The 18,382-nt window shown below is 40.9% G+C and carries 18 protein-coding genes and 1 pseudogene; 5 read left to right on the top strand and 14 right to left on the bottom strand.

Annotation, left to right across the window (positions count from 1 at the left end; all coding sequences use genetic code 11):
- Window positions 1-4: 4 nt before the first annotated feature.
- The 4 genes and pseudogenes from FTV41_RS00385 to FTV41_RS00370 form a co-directional block, all read right to left on the bottom strand.
- A complete protein-coding gene (locus FTV41_RS00385) occupies window positions 5-1,234 on the bottom strand; it encodes an MFS transporter (protein WP_096901250.1) in 1,230 nt (409 codons plus the stop codon).
- Window positions 1,235-1,415: 181 nt separating this feature from the next.
- A pseudogene (locus tag FTV41_RS00380) lies at window positions 1,416-1,525 on the bottom strand (pirin family protein); the annotation flags it as partial.
- Between the two features lie 138 nt (window positions 1,526-1,663).
- Complete coding sequence (locus tag FTV41_RS00375; protein ID WP_179995911.1) at window positions 1,664-2,035, bottom strand: hypothetical protein; 372 nt, start codon at window positions 2,033-2,035, stop codon at window positions 1,664-1,666.
- Between the two features lie 157 nt (window positions 2,036-2,192).
- A complete protein-coding gene (locus tag FTV41_RS00370) occupies window positions 2,193-3,602 on the bottom strand; it encodes an FAD-binding oxidoreductase (RefSeq protein ID WP_004974544.1) in 1,410 nt (469 codons plus the stop codon).
- A 341-nt stretch (window positions 3,603-3,943) separates the two neighbouring features.
- On the opposite strand from FTV41_RS00370, the gene serA reads away from it, so the two are divergent.
- A complete protein-coding gene (gene serA, locus FTV41_RS00365; protein ID WP_178319397.1) occupies window positions 3,944-5,176 on the top strand; it encodes a phosphoglycerate dehydrogenase in 1,233 nt (410 codons plus the stop codon).
- Between the two features lie 49 nt (window positions 5,177-5,225).
- Here serA and FTV41_RS15075 read toward each other — a convergent pair whose 3' ends face one another.
- Window positions 5,226-5,381, bottom strand: coding sequence for a hypothetical protein (locus tag FTV41_RS15075; protein WP_162164694.1), 156 nt, complete (start codon window positions 5,379-5,381; stop codon window positions 5,226-5,228).
- On the opposite strand from FTV41_RS15075, the gene FTV41_RS00360 reads away from it, so the two are divergent.
- On the top strand, window positions 5,335-6,213 hold the full coding sequence (locus tag FTV41_RS00360; RefSeq protein WP_004974539.1) for a DMT family transporter: 879 nt from the start codon (window positions 5,335-5,337) through the stop codon (window positions 6,211-6,213). The two genes, FTV41_RS15075 and FTV41_RS00360, sit on opposite strands and share 47 nt — an antisense overlap.
- On the opposite strand, the gene FTV41_RS00355 is transcribed toward FTV41_RS00360, so the two are convergent.
- Together FTV41_RS00355 and truB are read right to left on the bottom strand one after the other, a co-directional pair.
- Window positions 6,210-6,668 carry a hemerythrin domain-containing protein gene (locus FTV41_RS00355; RefSeq protein WP_179995910.1) on the bottom strand — a complete coding sequence of 153 codons (459 nt, stop codon included), beginning with the start codon at window positions 6,666-6,668 and terminating at the stop codon, window positions 6,210-6,212. The genes FTV41_RS00360 and FTV41_RS00355 overlap by 4 nt on opposite strands.
- Window positions 6,669-6,871: 203 nt before the next feature.
- Window positions 6,872-7,777: a tRNA pseudouridine(55) synthase TruB gene (gene truB / locus FTV41_RS00350; protein ID WP_179995909.1), complete on the bottom strand. Its 906-nt coding sequence runs from the start codon at window positions 7,775-7,777 to the stop codon at window positions 6,872-6,874.
- 144 nt (window positions 7,778-7,921) lie between these two features.
- On the opposite strand from truB, the gene FTV41_RS00345 reads away from it, so the two are divergent.
- The 3 genes from FTV41_RS00345 to FTV41_RS00335 all read left to right on the top strand — a co-directional run bounded on the left by FTV41_RS00345 (window position 7,922) and on the right by FTV41_RS00335 (window position 11,427).
- Window positions 7,922-8,950, top strand: a complete 1,029-nt coding sequence (locus FTV41_RS00345) for a lipase secretion chaperone (RefSeq protein ID WP_179995908.1) — start codon at window positions 7,922-7,924, stop codon at window positions 8,948-8,950.
- Between the two features lie 414 nt (window positions 8,951-9,364).
- Window positions 9,365-10,282 carry a triacylglycerol lipase gene (locus FTV41_RS00340; RefSeq protein ID WP_225531238.1) on the top strand — a complete coding sequence of 306 codons (918 nt, stop codon included), beginning with the start codon at window positions 9,365-9,367 and terminating at the stop codon, window positions 10,280-10,282.
- Window positions 10,283-10,458: 176 nt separating this feature from the next.
- Window positions 10,459-11,427 carry a triacylglycerol lipase gene (locus tag FTV41_RS00335; RefSeq protein WP_179995907.1) on the top strand — a complete coding sequence of 323 codons (969 nt, stop codon included), beginning with the start codon at window positions 10,459-10,461 and terminating at the stop codon, window positions 11,425-11,427.
- Window positions 11,428-11,494: 67 nt separating this feature from the next.
- On the opposite strand, the gene rplS is transcribed toward FTV41_RS00335, so the two are convergent.
- From rplS to FTV41_RS00300, 7 genes are all read right to left on the bottom strand, one after another.
- The gene (gene rplS / locus FTV41_RS00330; protein ID WP_004974529.1) at window positions 11,495-11,866 is read right to left on the bottom strand and encodes a 50S ribosomal protein L19; all 372 of its coding nucleotides are present in this window, start codon (window positions 11,864-11,866) and stop codon (window positions 11,495-11,497) included.
- Between the two features lie 173 nt (window positions 11,867-12,039).
- On the bottom strand, window positions 12,040-12,789 hold the full coding sequence (gene trmD / locus FTV41_RS00325) for a tRNA (guanosine(37)-N1)-methyltransferase TrmD (RefSeq protein ID WP_179995906.1): 750 nt from the start codon (window positions 12,787-12,789) through the stop codon (window positions 12,040-12,042).
- Window positions 12,790-12,831: 42 nt separating this feature from the next.
- The gene (rimM, locus tag FTV41_RS00320; RefSeq protein WP_179995905.1) at window positions 12,832-13,380 is read right to left on the bottom strand and encodes a ribosome maturation factor RimM; all 549 of its coding nucleotides are present in this window, start codon (window positions 13,378-13,380) and stop codon (window positions 12,832-12,834) included.
- Between the two features lie 18 nt (window positions 13,381-13,398).
- Window positions 13,399-13,656: a 30S ribosomal protein S16 gene (gene rpsP, locus FTV41_RS00315; RefSeq protein WP_005094274.1), complete on the bottom strand. Its 258-nt coding sequence runs from the start codon at window positions 13,654-13,656 to the stop codon at window positions 13,399-13,401.
- 138 nt (window positions 13,657-13,794) lie between these two features.
- A complete protein-coding gene (locus FTV41_RS00310; RefSeq protein ID WP_168526208.1) occupies window positions 13,795-14,232 on the bottom strand; it encodes a type IV pilin protein in 438 nt (145 codons plus the stop codon).
- Window positions 14,226-14,729, bottom strand: a complete 504-nt coding sequence (locus FTV41_RS00305) for a type IV pilin protein (protein ID WP_168526210.1) — start codon at window positions 14,727-14,729, stop codon at window positions 14,226-14,228. Before FTV41_RS00305 ends, FTV41_RS00310 begins: the two co-directional genes overlap by 7 nt.
- Window positions 14,729-18,367, bottom strand: coding sequence for a hypothetical protein (locus tag FTV41_RS00300; RefSeq protein ID WP_179995904.1), 3,639 nt, complete (start codon window positions 18,365-18,367; stop codon window positions 14,729-14,731). The genes FTV41_RS00305 and FTV41_RS00300 overlap by 1 nt, the downstream gene beginning before the upstream one ends.
- Between the last annotated feature and the right edge of the window lie 15 nt (window positions 18,368-18,382).

The following is an 18,382-nucleotide window of genomic DNA, read 5'->3' as shown; positions in this document are numbered from 1 at the left end:
CCCCTTAAAACTGCCCTGCAGCAACTCGCTCCTGCATCACCTGTTTAAGCATCATGCGTGGCAAACTAAACCAGAGCGTTATCAGCACCAAACAAGCCAAACTATACGCCCAAATATCAAACCGCATATATAAAACACGCACCAGTTCAATCACAATAAAAAAGCACAGCATCAATATCATTGAAACACTAGCAGCAACAGTACCTTTAGACACTTCCGATGACATTAAGGCGAAACGGTATAAGACTGAGAAGCTCATTCCCTCACCAAAACTAATCAAGCTCATACCAATCACCAAACACCAAACAAAATAGCTTTGCCAAATTGCCCCCAATACGATCAGCACACTACCCAACAACATTAAAGGTAAACCAATCAAGACTGTTTTTCCTAAAGGTAAACGGTCAATGACTTTCATCAGTACCAGATTGCCTAAAATCAAACCACCCAAAACAGGAAACTGCGCCAAACCGTATTGCAGACTACTAAAGCCTAACTCTTCCACCAACATCACAGGAGATAACGCAATCCACAACATTAAAGGCATGCTCAATAAGGGCAGCGCCAATGTCAAACCTAAGAATCTGGTATTTTGAAAAACTTGTTTAAAATCATCCCATACATCTCGAAATGGAGGTTTGGGAATACGCTGCTGATTTTCAGGCATTTTGGCTTTCAGTCCAAACCAACTCAAAAATGCCAACAGTGCTATGCCGATAAAACCCCAATGCCAAGAAACATGCTCAATCATAAATGCACCTAAGACTGGGCCGAGCAAGGGAGCAAGTAAAGAGACGTTCGCCATGAGCGCCATGACTTTAATTGCATCACGTTCTGCAAAGTTTTCCTGAATAGCCGCATAACCGACTGCACTAATGACTGACAAACCAAAACCTTGAAAAAAACGAAGAACAAGGAAGCTTTCAATGTTCTGAGTCAATAAAATCAATAAACAGGTTAGGGTAAAAAATGCCACGCCGCCCAATAATACTTTTTTGCGTCCCAAACGGTCAGAGAGTGGCCCCAATAACCACGCCACACAAGCACCCCCCAGCAAATAAAATGACATGGACGAAGCTGCCCATGCACTACTGACACCAAAATCTTGTGTGACGGCCAACATTGCGGGTTGAACCAAGTCATTGCCAATATAAACCGCGAACTCAAACAAGACCAAAGCCAAGGGAAACATGAGTGTGGCACGTTGAATGGTATTTTTTTGCTGCTGTGGCATGAGTTATAAAGGACAAAACGATGCAAGTCAGCCGCGTTTAGCCCATAAAAATAGAAAATTGAGCTGCAGTTTAACAGAGTTGAATGGCAAATTTATGGCGCATTTTTTAAGTCCGTTAAATAAATTGCGGCACTTGATGTGACATCAGACCAAGTTAGGCATCACCTCCTTCAGCGGGTTAAGGCGATACGGTATTGCCCAATTCATAATATGAAAATACCGAAAGTACAGGATAAAACTACCCACGGCAATGAGGCGATCATTACAGTGTAGAAATGCTAGCGTTTTGATGGACATGCTGCGCTCACACGTTTTTGAATCGAATGAAGTCATCCTAAATAAAAGCTGTGGATAACACGAGTATTATCCACAGACGCTTTGTTGCATTTTTAGAACATCATGCAAGATTTACCTAAGCCCTACAGCAATTTAAGGACATTTTTTACTTTGGAAAGTCTTGGTATTTTTACCACGTGCGCATAAGTAAGCGGTTTGCACATCACCCTGCTGCCATTGTCCATTAATATTTTTAAAGTGATAAATACTACGAATTGAACGTACCGAATCATCCATTAAGCCTGTTTCGGTAATTTTTACTTCTGCCGCAGTTGGTGCTTCGACACGGTTAAAGTATTGACGAATTTCAACGGTAGCCAATTCTTTACGCAAATCTGGACGTTGTTTGAGCACCAGCGCCAAAGGTGTTTCTGCAGGCGTAACTTGTGAAATAATATTCTGTGTAGTCGCACAGCCTGACAATAACGCAACACCCAATGCGGAAACCGTGATTAAACGCAACATAACTCCTCCAAAATGTTGATTATTATTTATGCTTCTATGATGCCTTGTTCGAGCAGAAACGCTAGAACAGAAATGTAAAATTAAAACAGCGGCATAAAAAAACGCATCACGAGGATGCGTTTTTCAATTCACTTAAATAAATGAAAGGCGAAAGGAATTACAAATCAAATAATTTGCCTGGGTTCATAATGCCTTGAGGGTCAAAAACCTTTTTCAACGCTTTCATATATTCAATTTCTTCAGCTGAACGTGAATATTCCAAATATGGTTTTTTGGTCATGCCTACACCGTGTTCTGCAGAAATAGAACCATCATATTTCTTCACAGTATCAAATACATACTTATTTACCACCTGACATTTGGCAAAGAATTCGTCTTTGCTTAAATCGGCAGGTTTAAGAATGTTCAGGTGCAAGTTACCATCACCAATATGGCCGAACCAGCAAATTTCAAAGTCAGGATAGTTTTCTGCCACAATTGCATCAATTTCCTGAATAAATGCAGGAACATGAGTAATCAATACTGAAATATCGTTTTTATATGGAATAAACGGTGCAATCGACTCAGAAATGTCTTCACGCAAACGCCATAAACTTTCAACTTGGTCTAGGCTTTGGCTCAATACGCCATCCATCACCCAGCCTTGTTCCATACAGTGTTCAAAAATTTCCATCGCCTTGTCCATAATTGGCTCAAATGGCGCTTCAAATTCAAGTAACACGTAGAATGGACATTGGGTTTCAAATGGACGTTGCACATGACCATGATCCAAGACTTTTTGCATCGCCAATTCACCAAAGAATTCAAATGCAGTCAGATCAATTTTAGCTTGGAAAGCATGTAATACAGGCATCACCGAATTAAAATCAGGTACGCCCAACACCATCACTTGCAAATCTTGCGGTTGGCGTTCTAGCTTAATTTCAGCTTCGGTCACTAAGCCAAGTGTGCCTTCACCGCCAATAAATAAATGTTGCAGCGCATAACCTGTTGCGTTTTTGATCATGCCTTTGTTCAGACGCAGGATATCTCCTTTGCCTGTTACCACAGTCAGACCCAACACCCAGTTACGGGTCATGCCGTATTTAATGACTTTAATACCGCCCGCATTGGTACCAATATTACCGCCAATTTGTGAAGAACCTGAAGATGCAAAATCGACTGGATAATACATGCCTTGTTCTTCGGCATAGTTTTGTAGTTGCTCAGTCACCACACCCGCTTGCACACGTACCATACGGTCTGCAGGGAAAAATTCCAAGATTTGGTTCATCTTGTCCATGCTGACTACAATTTCACCATTGGCTGCCACCGCACCCGCAGATAAACCTGTACGTCCGCCCGATGGAGTAATGGCCACATTAAACTGATTCGCCAGTTTTACAATGGCTTGTACTTGCTCTGTGCTTGATGGGAAAACGATGACCGATGGGTTCGGATCAAAATGCTTTGTATGGTCACGACCCCAGTTTTGGAGGCTATCGGCATCCGTTTTAATACGGTTTTCACCGACTATTGCCGTTAATTGGGTCAATAACTCAGGGGTTAAAGCGACTGGAGCATTCATCGTTTGCAGACCTAGCAAGAATTAAACAGGAAGAAAAGCGACTGTCTGCATATCTTGATCAATTTGAAGATACTGCAGACTAAATATGTACATCAAAGCAACAGCGTGGGTTGGCTTTCATGTGTGCCGCTTATTATAAGCGATTTTTTTGAAAAACCTTTGAATATTGGCAATTCCAATAATATAACGTGGTAAGAACAGGGTAATTTTGGGCAATATTTCTGAAAGAGATTATATCTGACAAAAAATACCTGCACTCTTGGTCATAAAGGAAATGTATATCGACCCATCTCCTATGTTATCATACCGCCACTAAATTTGGCCTTTGTAGCGGAGCCGTAATGAGCCAACATCTTTCACTACCTAAAGATAAAATTCGTTTCTTGTTGTTAGAAGGCGTACACCAGAACGCAATCGACGTGTTAAATGCAGCGGGTTATACCAACATCGATTATCGTAAAACAGCGCTTGAGGGCGATGCGTTAAAAGAAGCGATTAAAGATGCGCATTTCATTGGAATTCGTTCACGTACACAGCTAACTGAAGAAGTTTTTGAAGCTGCGAACAAACTGATTGCGGTAGGTTGTTTCTGTATTGGTACGAACCAAGTGAACTTAACTGCAGCAATGCAACGTGGTATTCCAGTTTTCAATGCCCCTTATTCAAACACCCGTTCGGTTGCAGAATTGGTATTGGCTGAAGCAATTTTATTGCTACGTCGCGTACCTGAAAAATCAACCGATACACATGCAGGTGGCTGGAACAAGTCTGCTGTAGGTTCATTTGAAACACGTGGTAAAACTTTAGGTATCGTGGGTTACGGTTCAATCGGTTCTCAACTTTCAGTATTGGCTGAAAGCTTGGGTATGCAGGTCATTTATTATGATGCTGTGACCAAGTTACCGTTAGGTAATGCACGTCAAGTTGGCTCTATGGGCGAATTATTGGCAAATGCTGACGTGGTTTCTTTACACGTTCCAGATGTACCCTCTACCCGCAATTTCATGGCAAAAGAACAATTTGCACAAATGAAAGAAGGCGCAATTTTCATTAACGCGGCACGTGGTACTTGTGTGGTGATTGAAGATTTGGCAGATGCCATCAAGTCTGGTCATATTGCAGGTGCTGCAGTTGACGTATTCCCGAAAGAACCAAAAGCCAATGGTGAAGAATTTGTTTCCCCACTACGTAACCTACCAAACGTGATTTTAACACCGCACGTGGGTGGTTCGACCATGGAAGCGCAAGCGAACATTGGTTTAGAAGTGGCAGAGAAATTTGTTGCATATTCAGATAAAGGTATGACCTTGTCTGCAGTGAACTTCCCTGAAATTGCACTGCCATTGACTGAAGGCAAGCACCGTTTATTACACATTCACCAAAATATTCCAGGTGTATTGTCTAAAATCAACAACTTGTTTGCTGAACACGGCATCAACATCTCTGGTCAATCACTTATGACCAAAGGTGATGTCGGTTATTTAGTGATGGATGTTGATGCGACTGCATCTAAAGAAGCACTAGATACTTTACACGAAGTTGAAGGCACAATTCGCGTACGTGTCTTGTTCTAAGACCACACGCTGGTGCTACAAAAAACCACAGTCTTAGCACTGTGGTTTTTTATGCCTGATCTATGAGTAACCTTGAGTTGCCACAGCCCTGTATTTTTAAACTTGCTATAATCTGCCTGACCTTCCCATTTCCACACTGTTGAGTATTTTTCTGCCCCATGCCAAACGCCCAACTCACTGCGGTGTTGTTCATGGTTTTATCCATGATCTCCTATCAAATCAGTGCTTCTTTTGCCAAACAATTGTTTCAGGTGCTTGACCCGCTTACTGTGACGATTTTGCGACTGTGCTTTGCCAGTGTAATTGTGGCAATCATGTTTCGCTCATGGCAAATTCTGTCGCGGCTCGCACATTTAAAATGGCGTGATTTATTGTGCTATAGCGCAGCCTTGGGCTTAATGAATATTCTGTTTTATCTATCTTTAGGTAAATTGCCACAAGGTATTGCGGTGGGTTTAGAGTTTGTCGGGCCTTTGGGCTTGGCTTTATTGTCCATTCAAAACCGTAAAGATTATGTCTGGGTATTGTTGGCAATTTTAGGCATTATTCTTATGGTGCCTTGGGGACAAGCGCAGGGTGATCATTTTAGTCTGTTTGGTGCAGCGTGTGCCCTAGGTGCAGGATTGTGCTGGGCTTTTTATATTTATTTTGGACAAAAAGTGGTGCAACAAAATATTGGCATGCACGCACTGACCATCGCTATCAGTATTTCGGCTTTGGCTTTGATTCCCTTCGGACTGTATAACAATGCCCCCGCACTGTTTGAAACCCAGTATTGGGGTAAGGCGCTTGCCATTGCAGTGCTTGCCACGGCCATTCCTTATGCGCTGGATTTACAAGCCTTAAAACAACTCAGCAAAATGAGTTATGGCACACTGTCCAGTTTGTCGCCTGCTTTGGCTGCACTGACAGGCTTGGTATTGTTGGGTGAGAAAATTACTTCACTGCAATGGCTCGCCTTATGCTGCATTATGTTAGCTTCGGTCGGTGTTACTTTTAGAGCAGTAAAAAAATCCAAACAGCCGCAGAATGTTTAAACCAAACTGTTTTTAGACATCTGTTGGTATTTTTCATACTCTGCCAAATATTGCTTGGCTAGACTTTGTTTTTGCTGTTCAGACAAAATTTTGCCTGCCTGCTGAAAAAAGCCATGTTCTTCTTCTTTTAAATGATGATGCACTTTATCTGACAGTTGCTTTGCAATGGCCAACCAACCTGTGTTGCTCATTTCAGTTTCGGTTAATTGTTCGAGTAATTCATCCATTTGATGATGCTCTGCCAAAGCATGGCGAGTGATATTTAAACCCGCATCAGTCATCATTAAGGGAATATAAAAATAGCGATCTTCTGCCACTGCATGCGCAAATAATTCATTTTTAAGTTGTTCAAATATCGCTCTACGTTCAGGGCTATCACCTGAAGTTTGCGTCAGTTGGTGGGCTAAATTTCGTTGAATCTCGTGACTCTGGCGCAAAGCTTCAAAAATATTCATATGCAGACCTCTTGTTTTAAACCGATGCTGGCTGGCAAGCAAATGTCACTGGCTAACGCAACGCTCGGTTTTATTGTCGGTTTTTAATTTCAGTTTTTAGCTCTAATTACTGTATAGGGCATGAAGCTGAAATCCTGCAAAGATTTGTATGAGAAACTTTACGTCTTCATAGCACAAGTTTAAATAAGCTATCTCACTGCATTTTAAAGATTTAACACTCGTTTAGGCACCAAGCGTTTTTTGTCGGTAATTTCTGCCAAGCCTAAACAACGCTCACCATCAAACACCAATACTTGTGCAACAGCAGGATGGTCGATATTACTTTCCATGCCTCGGCTAAAATATTCAGCCCGACCTTCAGGCACCTGAACCTGTGGAAAATGCTGTACAGGCGCATAAGCAGGCAGCAATAAAGCCTCGCGTTCTGCTTCACTTAAACTTTCTAAATATTCAATGCTATAGCTCGGAATCAGGTCAAAATGCCCCGTTTTAATCCGATGCAAATAGGTCAAATGTCCATAAGTACCCAAGGCTTTGGCAATGTCTTCACCTAAAACACGAATATATGTACCTTTCGAAGAAGTCACATCCAAAGTGATGCTCTGTTCAGTAAAAGACAGCAATTCAATGGCATAAATTGTGACTGGACGCGCTTCACGTTCAATTTCAATACCTTGTCGCGCCAATTCATATAACGGACGACCTTCTTTTTTTAAGGCAGAATACATGGGCGGAACTTGCATAATATCGCCCTGAAATTGTGCCAATACCTGTTCAATGCTTTCTTGGCTCAATGCAGGTACAGCCTGCTGCAACAACACTTCACCCTCGACATCTCCCGTGGTGGTGCTGTGTCCCAATTGAATGGTGGTTTGGTAGCGTTTTACCGAATCGAGTAAATAGTGCGAAAATTTGGTCGCTTCACCCAAACAAATCGGCAGCAAACCCGAAGCCAATGGATCTAATGCTCCTGTATGCCCTGCTTTTTGCGCCCGATATAACCAACGCACTTTTTGTAACGCTGCATTGGAACTGATGCCCAAAGGCTTATTCAATAAAAATACACCACTAATGGCACGACGCTGGATTTTAGCCGCAGATGATTTCATAGCACACATAGGTCAAAGCAAAACTGCGTCATGGTAACAATCTGCCGCGATAAATGACAACATTTCTAGAACAGCGACTTACTTTTATGGCATATTTGGGCGCTTAGGATTAAAAAAATAAAATGGATAAACAGGTGCATTGGAATGCAGAAACATAAAATATGGATTGTTTTAGGCGTAGTGATACTGCTGATTGCGGCTTTGGTGTATTGGCAAATGCCACCATCAACCTCTGCCCATACATCGCCTCAGCTAAGCTCAAATAATGAAACAGCTCAAGCTTTGAGCATGCAGCAAGCCATGCAAAATAACCCTGCTGCAAATTTTTTAAGCCCAAGTCAGCAGGACACCGAAGTCAATTGTCAGCTTAAACTCGATGCAACTCATCGTCTGATTGTGAATGAGCAAACCCGTAACTGTTTTGAATATTTTATTACCCAATATGGCGAAAAAAGCATTGAACAGATTCGTGGTGATTTTAAAAGCTATATTCAACAAGGGCATAAAGAGCCTGCCTTATCGCAAATTTTAGATTTATGGCAGCGTTATTTGGACTATCGCAATGCGCTTGGACAACTGCAAGCACCGAATTTAAATCAGGAAGATCCGCAATATTACCGCAGCATTTTTAGCAGCATGCAAAATCTGCGTAAACAATATTTTTCTGATTATGAAATTGAAGGTTTATTTGGTACGGAAGATGCCTATCACGAATATACCCTAAAGCGCATGGCAGTCATGGATGATAAAAAATTATCTGAAGCTGAAAAAGCACGACAATTGCAGGAATTATTTAAACAATTACCTCAAGATTGGCAAGAAAATTTAGAACAGCTGAACACCTTGCAAGATTTACGCAGCTTGACTGCGGCAATTAAAGCACGTGGTGGTTCTGCTGCTGAAATCCGCCAAATGCGTTTAAATCTGGTTGGTCCAGAAGCAACCCAACGTTTAGAACAATTAGATGGGCAACGCAGTCAGTGGAAATCACGAGTAGAGGATTATTTAAGTGCGCGTGATCAAATCATGCAAAGTGGAATGAATGATCAAGCCAAGCAACAAGCCGTGAAACAATTACGCGGACAGCATTTTCAAAATCCACAAGAGCAATTGCGTTTAGAAACCTTTGAACAGGTACATGATCAAGGTGGAAAATTACCCTTTGCTGACTAACATATCTACATAGGAAACTGGGGCATTCAACATGCCCTATTTTTATGCCTGAAAAGCTGTTTTAGTACAAACTCACCACAACGATTTAATATACAAATGTCTATAAATATTAAATAGATATCAATATGCATGTAGATTTACAAATCTCTGGGACAATGCGCAATAACTGTCCCCAAATGATATGTTTTTTCTAAATTACGCATGAAAAAATACCTGAGCGTACAAAAAATAGTCGAGGATGACTCACAATAATGTGCCGTAACCAACGGCAATTTGCATATCTGAGCTTTCAGGAGGGAAGCGAAGCCACCACTTCACTTGTAATAAAAATAAAGAACACAGGATTGTTTTATGACCATCATCTCTAACATACGGGCAATTACATTGGCTGTCACTGGCTGCTTGCTCGGTTCAATGGGTGTCGCTCAAGCTGCTCCAAGCGTGTTGCCTATTCAGGAACAGGCCAAATCTGACTATGCCAAAACCAAATATCCATTGCTCATGGTACACGGCTGGCTCGGATGGTCACGCATTGGCAATGAAACCTTTAATATGGATTATTGGTATCAAATTTTGCCAGATATGGCACGTAATGGCGCAACCGTATTTGCCGCACAACTCTCCCCTGCACACCGTACTGAATTTCGAGGTGAGCAACTAATTGCCCAAGTCGAAGAAGTCATGGCAATCACTGGCAAATCCAAAGTCAATTTAATTGGTCACTCACATGGTGGCCCAACAGTACGTTATGTAGCTGCGACCAAACCTGAATATGTGGCATCAATTACGGGCGTTGCAGGTACATTCCGTGGCTCCAAAGTTGCCGATGATATTCAAAATAATCGTTTATCACGCACCGCGTTTAATATTTTAGGCGACTATATGGTGGCGCCTCTCATTACTTGGGCGCAGCAACAGCCAGACATGCCTGTCGATTTTGATGCATCGATGGCTTCTTTAACCGAAACAGCGTCTGCAGATTTTAACCGTCGTTTTCCAACCACAGCCTTGGCCGCAAATTGTAGCAGCAGCGGTGCCAAAGTAGATCGCGGGATTCATTACTATTCATGGACAGGTGTAGCACAAGCCACCAATTTACTGGATATTGACACTGTTTTAATGCAACTCGGCCCACTGTCTTATGGCAATTTAGACAACGATGGCATGGTCGCACGTTGTAGTACCCACATTGGACACGTCATTCGTGACAACTACCGACTAAATCATACCGACCTTGCCAACATGATGTTTGGCTTAACGGGCTTGTTTGCACCTGACCCAGTTGCACTGTATCGACAACATGCCAACCGATTGAAATTACAAGGTTTGTAATAGTAAAGCTCATTTCAATCTTGGCAAAACCATCTTCCTGTGCTTGAAACTCAAGTGCAAGAAGTTCAATAACCATGAATCATTCAGAACTTGCAATCTAGCAAATTTCCTGAATAATGATGTTTGACAATAGATATTGTCATGCTAGGAAAGCACAATAAAATAGAGGATGTTATATGAAATATGGATTATTCATTGCAGGCTTAATTACGGCTAGTACCTTCAGTACCGCGCACGCATCCAATGCAGAACAGGTCAAATCTAACTTCGTGATCTCCAGTTATGCCAAAACCAAATATCCGATTGTGTTTACTCACGGTATGGCAGGTTTTATCAATATTGGTGGCGATCAACTCGGTGTCGATTATTGGTACCAAATTTTACCCAATTTAGCACGTAACGGTGCTAACGCTTGGGCAACCCGCGTATCTCCATTTAACTCATCAGAAGTTCGTGGCGAACAATTGGCACAACAAGTCGATGAAATTCTTGCGATTACAGGCGCAAGCAAGGTCAACTTAATTGGTCACTCACATGGCGGACCAACCATTCGTTATGTAGCAGGTGTAATGCCGTCCAAAGTCGCATCACTGACTGCAGTCGGTTCACCTAACAAAGGCTCGCCTGTAGCTGACTTTATTTTAAAAGTACAAGGCACACCACTTGAAAAGCCATTAATCGACATGGTCAATTTAGTTTCCAAAACCATCACTTGGGCACAAGGTTTAGATCCAAACAGCTATCCACATGATTCGTTGGCAGGTGCCAACAGTTTGAGCACCACAGGTTCAGCACAATTTAACAGCAAATTCCCAATGGGTATGCCAACCACCAGTTGTGGTGAGGGCGCTTATCAAGAAAAAGGCATCCAGTTCTATTCATTTACGGGCAATACGGCTGTCACTAATTTACTTGATCCAGACTCAGCCATGTTGGCGACCAGTTTGTTGATTGATAATGGTCGTGATAATGATGGTTTGGTATCACGCTGCAGCGCCAAATTTGGTAAAACCATTCGTGATAACTACTATTGGAACCACTTGGACGAAGTCAATCAACTCTTGGGCATGAAAGATATTTTTGCACCAGATCCTGTTGATGTGTATCGTCAACATGCCAATCGCTTAAAACTACAAGGTTTATAAACTCAAATAGCAGACATAAAAAATGCGCCTAAACGGCGCATTTTTTAGCTGTAAAGCAAAGTTAAAATTAACCTTGTTTACGTGCTGGTAATTTCTCACGAATACGTGCAGCTTTACCAGACAATTCGCGTAGGTAGTAAAGTTTAGCACGACGAACGTCACCACGACGTTTCACTTCGATTTTCGCAACGATTGGAGAGTGAGTTTGGAAAACACGCTCAACACCAACACCGCTAGAAATTTTACGTACTGTGAACGCAGAGTTCAAACCACGGTTTTTCTTCGCAATTACAACACCTTCAAATGCTTGAAGACGTTCACGATCACCTTCTTTTACTTTTACTTGAACGATAACTGTATCGCCTGGTGCAAAAGCTGGGATGTCTTGCTTAAGCTGTGCATTCTCAACAGCTTGTACTAAAGGATGCTTACCACTCATGGGGTATCTCCAATATGTGTGGGTCAGAAGAGGTCTGATTTCCACTGGGTATAGAGGCTAAAGCGCATAGACCCGATTGACTTTCCCTTTATGCCTGACCGCTTCAATGCATAAAGAGCCTATTTAAAAACTACAAACACACTGTCTGTAGCAATTTTGCTTAGACAAACCGATTACTTGGTCTGTCCTTGCGAATCTTTTAGCCATTTTTTTTGCTGCTTGCTCAACTCAACTTTTTCAATCAACTCAGGTCGACGCTCTAAAGTCCGTTGATAACGCTGCAAAAACCGCCATTTTTCAATATTGGCATGGTGTCCCGACTTTAGTACTTCAGGGACATCCAAACCTTCAAAATCGTCTGGCTTGGTATATTGTGGGCAATCTAAAAGACCATCCACAAATGAGTCTTGCACATGAGATTGCTCATCAGACATAGCACCCGGAAGTCTCCGGATAATACTGTCCAACAACACCATCGCAGGTAGCTCGCCACCCGATAAAACATAATCCCCAATTGACCATTCCTGATCAACATAGTTTTGGATTAAACGCTCATCGACCCCTTCATAGCGACCACACAATACAATTAATCCATCATATTTAACGAATTGTTGTACTGCAGTTTCGTTTAAGGTTTTACCTTGTGGCGACATATACACCACAGGTACATGAACTGCTCCTGCTTGCTGTGCAAGCTGTTTGGCATGCTGGATTGCTTGCGCTAAAGGCTCTGCCATCATCACCATACCTGGACCACCACCAAATGGACGTTCGTCCACCCTTTTGTAGTTGCCCTGTGCATAATCACGTGGATTAATGCAATGAATTTGCATCAAGTCACGTTTTGCTGCACGTCCGCTGATACCGTAAGCTGTAATCGCTTCAAACATTTCAGGAAAAAGCGTAATGACTGCAAAAAACACCGCAGACTCCTCTATTTTCCTGCTCTGCGAATCCTAAAAGGATTAATAATCTACGCCCCAATTGACATAGATGCGACTCGCTTCGAGATCAACGTGTTGTACCACATCTTTATGCCATGGAATCATACGCTCTTCGCTATCGACGCTATCGGCAGTTGCGCGAACCACCATCACGTCATTGGCACCTGTTTCAAACAGTTCATGGATTTGACCGAGGTTCACTTCTTGTTCGTCATCGTCCAGACCTAACACTGTTAGACCTTTTAAATCAGACCAATAATACTCGTCCACGCCTGGTTGAGGCAGTTGCGCTTTTGAAATCCAGATATTTGCGCCAACCAAGTTGTCTGCTGCGGTACGATCACTCACACCTTTTAAGCTGACCACCAAGCCTTTGCCATGTGGTTTCCAACGTTTTACATCGACCATTTGCCAACCTGCTTTGGTTTCAATGTACCAAGGCAGGTAGTCAAATATGTTGCTCATAGGTTCTGTGTTGGAATAGACCCAGAGCCACCCATTTAATCCATATGCTGAACGTAGCTGTCCAATCTGAATACGATCTTCGGGCACATTCTGTGTTGGTGTCATGGGCAATCTACTACCATATTAAACAGCAGTTGCAGCTTTTTTAGCTTGAGCAGCTAAAGAAGCAACGCGATCTGAAGGTTGAGCACCTTGAGAAACCCAGTGAGCAAAACGGTCAGCATCTAAACGAAGTTTTTCTGCTTTACCTTGCGCTGTTGGGTTAAAGAAACCGATACGTTCGATGAAACGACCGTCACGCGCATTGCGGCTGTCAGTTACAACGATTTGATAGAATGGACGCTTTTTAGCACCACCACGAGTAAGACGAATAACTACCATGATACAACCTTATAGTTTTTACGGATTATCCCTGCATCGACCATCGATACATTTCAAACCCCTTTCATAGAGGGCAGTATTTTACGTGAATTTCGCCCTGAATGAAAGATCAAATTTTAGGTTATCAGCAGTTAGAATTTATTTATCGGACCAAGCGGAACAAGTATCTGTTGTTACTGGTGAATCCTTACCTTTAAACCAGCATTGGCGCCCTGTAGAATCTATCGTCATAGCGCCAGTCTTAGCTTGGGAACCAATAGGTTTAGCAGTCAATACCCAGTTATGGGTGGGATCTATTTCTGTACTTGATAATTCTAAGCTGTATGTTGCAGAACCAGATTTAGAAATACTACTACTGCCATACACCTTTGTTAAATTCGCTCCATAAAATGAACCATTCGCTAATTTATAACTAGCCAATTTGTTCGCAATTTCCATTAGCTCAACTTGTGCCTCGACCCTCTTCGTTCTTTGCACATATTCCTGATAAGAAGGGTAAGCAATAGCAGCTAAAATTGCGATTATTGCAACCACGATCATTAACTCGATTAAAGTAAGTCCTTTGTTTACTACCATTCTTCAACCCCTTGTCCTGTACAAGCAACAAAAGACACGTTGCTATTTTCACGCGCTTTGCACTTTAAGCCATGGCTTGTGATTAGAAAAGTATATAACCTAGGATCATTATTTACAGGTGAAGCTTTCATAGACCAAGCTGCACCTAAATCTGTTGTAAGTAAATTTGTGACCGTAGTTGAACTTATATCTTTAATTTCAATTTTATATTTTGATTTTGTTGCATCTAAAGTAACACCTGGCACATAAATAATACTTAATGGACTAGTTGTACCTTCATATAAAAACTGAGGATTAAAGTTTTTATATGAAAAATTTTTAGCTTTGTGCCTTTCCAATTGATCAGCTAATTTCAACAATTCCTGCTGGGCTAAAGCCATATCTTTTTTACGCAGATACTCTTGGTAGCTAGGCAAAGCTATCGCAGCTAAAATAGCTACGATAACCACAACAACCATAAGTTCTATTAAAGTAAAACCTTTAGTTCCTGTTTGCATTAACCACCACCCTGAGCATACTGCTCATACCAGCGATTCGGTATAAATTTCAATCCACTTCCATAATCTTTGATTTGAGTTACAGTCGTAGTACCACCTGTTGAGGGTCCTCCATTTTTCTTATCTTCATTTAAAATTAAAAAAGATCGCTTATTATTATCTCCATCTCGACCACCGCCCATAATCGGATCACCTATACCAGCTCCTAAGGTAATGAAAATATTATCTTTACAGTGACCATAAGGTAAACAGAAACGCTGTAAACTTGTCTCGCCGGCTACACCTGCACTACAACTACCTGTAGTTCCTGCTTTTGATGCATCAAAAACAGGCACATAAAGATCCCCTTCTACTGCAACCAATGGAGCAAAACTCTTAAGAATTTGCTTACCTTTAGATACGGAAGCCGTTAAATTCTCCTCTTTGTCAAACAAATAATACCAACCTCCATCACCATCTTCTTTATTAATTACTGGCCGTTTAGTGTTGCCGCTCGATATATCATTAGTCATTCGTGTATCTAATAGACGTAATTTAGAAACCCCACCATTAGTTGTATTTCCTAATGTTCGAGTGCTAAAAGCCGTAGTTGGATATTTGGTTGAATAGTTATCATAATCATATATAACAAATACTCCATCGTAACCATCTGTAGTAGTCACACTTGTAGATTTCCCATACATTGGGCTACTTCTATTCCCTGATGCAAAACTTACAACAGCCACACCTTGAGAATGAATTGTAAATGTAGGTTCGGTATAAAAACGCTGCTTTGTCGAAGATATATCTAAAATTTTATTCACTTGGGAATTAAATTCGCCACTTGTTGGGTTAAAGTCTACACGGAAAGCTTGACCTTTTAGGTCAGCAAAATATAAATGATCCACCAATCCATCATTATTACGATCTACGGTTTTGATTGAACTTACAACACTATAATCCATACCAACACCGCTACCTTTTAATTTAATATTTCGGCTGCCAGTTGTTGTGTTCGTATAATTACCACTTACAGACCATAGCAAATCACCATTATCTGCATCAAACATATAAACACCAGCACCGATTTTATTTGTTTGATCATAGTTAGGCTTTTCATATCCTTCATAACCATTTCTTTTATCTTTAACCCGAACCCCACCAACAAGTTTAGTTGTGTATAAACCATCTCCGTCTGTACCACCAGCATCATAACCACCACCAACAAGCATCACCAACTTTCTAGTGCCGAACCAATTTACATATGCAAGTGTGGGTTTAGACCAACTTTGTCCCATGTGTTGTAGTTCAGAAATGTCATGATACTTAGTTGTTGAACCATGTAAATAATGAGTTTTTCGATTATTTGGGTCGATATGAAACTTAACCTGAGGTCTATCAATATTAGTAAGATCTAACGCATAATAGCTTCGTCCCCCCATACGCATACCACCATATACCCATTGTTTCCCTTCTAAGTTAATTTCCTCCTCATCATCATCATCATTAATAATTGTGCGGGAACCACCATTCACAGTTAACGTCCCATCGGTTTTACTTACATAAACTGTATGTGCAGTCCACTCCCCATCAATACCATAATATAATTTTTCTTTCCCACCTAAAGTGTTACCACTATCATATTTAAATGCTTCACTTTGATTTTCTATTATTTCTTTAGGTAAAAATGTAAATTTTTCTTTGCCTGTTTCTGCATCCAATACATGTAACAAGCCTTGTGTTGAGCCGAACAGAACATAATCTTCACGATTTGTAGTATCTACCGCCTTAGTTACTTTATTAACAAATGGCTTTCCAGACTGCGTAATTAAAATAGGCTTTGAATGTAAAATAGCTCCTATTTGTGCTACACGGTCAGAGATATCTCCTACTGGTAACCCTTGCAAATCCTGTCCACCTGTTGCATTTTCATAACCCAACAGGTTCATTAATTCTTCACGATATGGTGCTGTTGCATCTAAATTATATGAAGTCGAAATTGCCTGACGTTCAATTTGATTTGTGTCTGGATCAAATGAGCTCAAAAGTAGATTTTGCCCGATTTCAGTATCTTTATATGTAAAGTCAGTGAAAATTATCCGTTCTTCAGGTTTTAAGTCAGCATTGTACCCTCGCATTAACTGACTTAAAGCACCATATCGAAATGCAATTTCAGGTGAGCTATTACTAAAGTTTGAGTTATTCCATTGGTCTATAACATTTTTAATTTCATCACTTTGCATTACAGGCTGAGCACCACTTTTCGTGCCATATAAAGAACCATTGACCGCAAAATATTTTTTTAAATTACCGTACCATGTTTGCTGTTTTTGCTCTGTGGCTACCTTGGGTACAAATTGTGGGAAATAACCATAAGGCTGTATAGCAGAGCTATTTAAGGCATCTACAGGTATAGTTGCTGTCCCAGTACTAATACCAGGAATTGATGTATTAACCGCTCCCAAAAACTTATTAAAACTATTAACAATATCTTCTGTAGATTCACCTGAATACCAACCTCCTTTACCTCTAACCCCCCATTTTGCGGTATTTCGCACATTCTGTGAAACAGTAGAATATGCATCAATTGCCGTTTCAGTCTGTGCTGTATTAGGGATGACTGTAAATCCTTTACCAAAACCAATTACAGCTGTGAGAAAATTAACTTTAGATTTATTTTTTGTACTATCAACTAGTGAGTTATTCAACTTATATATACAATCCCAACCTTCTTTTGTTCCGTCACAAGCAAAACTTGAATCATCTAAAGCTGCTCTAACCAAAGCACGTGTACCCGTATTATTTCCTAAATCATTCGGCTCACCATCGGTTAACACATATATGCCTTGCGCATGACATTCTTTAGCAGCATCAGACAAAGAATATTGATCTTTAATAGATTTAGGCTGGATATATGTGCTTGTATCACGAGTATCAACCGAACTTTCAGACCAATCAAACCCTGTAGGCGTTAAGCCTTTTGTACTTTTACCCATTAAATATGCAGCCGTTTCAGCGTAGGAGTTGGCTGTTGGTGTGCCAGAAATAGGATTAATTGCCAATACTTTTTCCAATATCAACTGGCGCTGTTTTATCGTCCGCCCACCCACTATCACATCTGCATTTAATGCTCTTGCAGGAACCAATATCGTCCCTGCATTACGCGTATTATTGCCGCTTACAGCACCTAACGTAGATAAACCCAATATAATTTTATCATCTAATTTTTCAACCGTAGTACCTTTACTATCCGTCCCTCCAACTAATAGCAATACTATTGCATCTTTTAGTCTTGTAATACGATCAAGTTTAGTATCAACTAAAACGCTTTTATTATTGTACCCATTACATGTATACCTATCATATGTTACTCCACTAACAGTTTTAGAAGACTTTGAATATCCATATGAAGATAAACTTTTATCAAAATCACATGCAGCAAAGGCAACACTATTTGTAGGATGTGTAACACGCATACTCCCAGAAACATCTAGCATCATCATTAAGGTGGTAGTAGAACCACCCGTTGTTGGTGCTTTATAAATATCAATATCACTTGCACCCACACTGCTACAAATCAGTGCTGTAATAGATGCCGACAATACTGATAATCTTGCCTTAGTTAAGGCAGTATGATTTAAAATTTGACTCATATTCATTTTATTTCTCCTACC

Source organism: Acinetobacter sp. YH16051, assembly GCF_013417135.1.
Classification (GTDB): domain Bacteria; phylum Pseudomonadota; class Gammaproteobacteria; order Pseudomonadales; family Moraxellaceae; genus Acinetobacter; species Acinetobacter towneri.
This window is presented reverse-complemented; position numbering and strand designations above follow the sequence as displayed.

What these genes read in the sequence shown, in the direction of transcription:
- FTV41_RS00385 (WP_096901250.1), bottom strand. Translation starts at nt 1,234, where the DNA reads ATGCCACAGCAGCAAAAAAATACCATTCAACGTGCCACACTCATGTTT.
- FTV41_RS00375 (WP_179995911.1), bottom strand. Translation starts at nt 2,035, where the DNA reads ATGTTGCGTTTAATCACGGTTTCCGCATTGGGTGTTGCGTTATTGTCA.
- FTV41_RS00370 (WP_004974544.1), bottom strand. Translation starts at nt 3,602, where the DNA reads ATGAATGCTCCAGTCGCTTTAACCCCTGAGTTATTGACCCAATTAACG.
- serA (WP_178319397.1), top strand. Translation starts at nt 3,944, where the DNA reads ATGAGCCAACATCTTTCACTACCTAAAGATAAAATTCGTTTCTTGTTG.
- FTV41_RS00360 (WP_004974539.1), top strand. Translation starts at nt 5,335, where the DNA reads ATGCCAAACGCCCAACTCACTGCGGTGTTGTTCATGGTTTTATCCATG.
- FTV41_RS15075 (WP_162164694.1), bottom strand. Translation starts at nt 5,381, where the DNA reads ATGGATAAAACCATGAACAACACCGCAGTGAGTTGGGCGTTTGGCATG.
- FTV41_RS00355 (WP_179995910.1), bottom strand. Translation starts at nt 6,668, where the DNA reads ATGAATATTTTTGAAGCTTTGCGCCAGAGTCACGAGATTCAACGAAAT.
- truB (WP_179995909.1), bottom strand. Translation starts at nt 7,777, where the DNA reads ATGAAATCATCTGCGGCTAAAATCCAGCGTCGTGCCATTAGTGGTGTA.
- FTV41_RS00345 (WP_179995908.1), top strand. Translation starts at nt 7,922, where the DNA reads ATGCAGAAACATAAAATATGGATTGTTTTAGGCGTAGTGATACTGCTG.
- FTV41_RS00340 (WP_225531238.1), top strand. Translation starts at nt 9,365, where the DNA reads ATGGGTGTCGCTCAAGCTGCTCCAAGCGTGTTGCCTATTCAGGAACAG.
- FTV41_RS00335 (WP_179995907.1), top strand. Translation starts at nt 10,459, where the DNA reads ATGAAATATGGATTATTCATTGCAGGCTTAATTACGGCTAGTACCTTC.
- rplS (WP_004974529.1), bottom strand. Translation starts at nt 11,866, where the DNA reads ATGAGTGGTAAGCATCCTTTAGTACAAGCTGTTGAGAATGCACAGCTT.
- rimM (WP_179995905.1), bottom strand. Translation starts at nt 13,380, where the DNA reads ATGACACCAACACAGAATGTGCCCGAAGATCGTATTCAGATTGGACAG.
- rpsP (WP_005094274.1), bottom strand. Translation starts at nt 13,656, where the DNA reads ATGGTAGTTATTCGTCTTACTCGTGGTGGTGCTAAAAAGCGTCCATTC.
- FTV41_RS00310 (WP_168526208.1), bottom strand. Translation starts at nt 14,232, where the DNA reads ATGGTAGTAAACAAAGGACTTACTTTAATCGAGTTAATGATCGTGGTT.
- FTV41_RS00305 (WP_168526210.1), bottom strand. Translation starts at nt 14,729, where the DNA reads ATGCAAACAGGAACTAAAGGTTTTACTTTAATAGAACTTATGGTTGTT.
- FTV41_RS00300 (WP_179995904.1), bottom strand. Translation starts at nt 18,367, where the DNA reads ATGAATATGAGTCAAATTTTAAATCATACTGCCTTAACTAAGGCAAGA.